The 317-nt window shown below is 64.4% G+C and carries 1 protein-coding gene; it reads left to right on the top strand.

Annotation, left to right across the window (positions count from 1 at the left end):
* The coding region (locus AC5RVV_RS18315) for a hypothetical protein (protein ID WP_494002753.1) at positions 1–195 on the top strand (195 nt) is incomplete at its 5' end.
* Positions 196–317: the final 122 nt, after the last annotated feature.

Raw genomic sequence — 317 nt, 5'->3', positions numbered from 1 at the left:
GACGGTCGCAGCGCAGAGGCGCGTTCCAGCGCGGTAGTTTTCCAGGCTGCACCGGATCAGGAGCTCCAACCCATCGTAACGGGTGGCTACGTCGATCAGTTCGCCTATGATGACGACGACGTGTTGCGCTGGGTGGAGCGACGGAACCTCGTTAACCTGGTCGGTCATATCTCCCGCCACCTGCGTCGCGACTGAGCTATGGCTGCGAGCGAAGCGAAGCCGCCGCCGTGTACCCACGCCGCTCGTGGCCGACTTTCGTGCCGCCCCAAATCTGGGTGATTCGGGCGTCCGAGCTGGGCTGACCGCCGTGCTGGTAT

Source organism: Arthrobacter sp. MDT2-34-1 (genome assembly GCF_059091365.1).
This window is presented reverse-complemented; position numbering and strand designations above follow the sequence as displayed.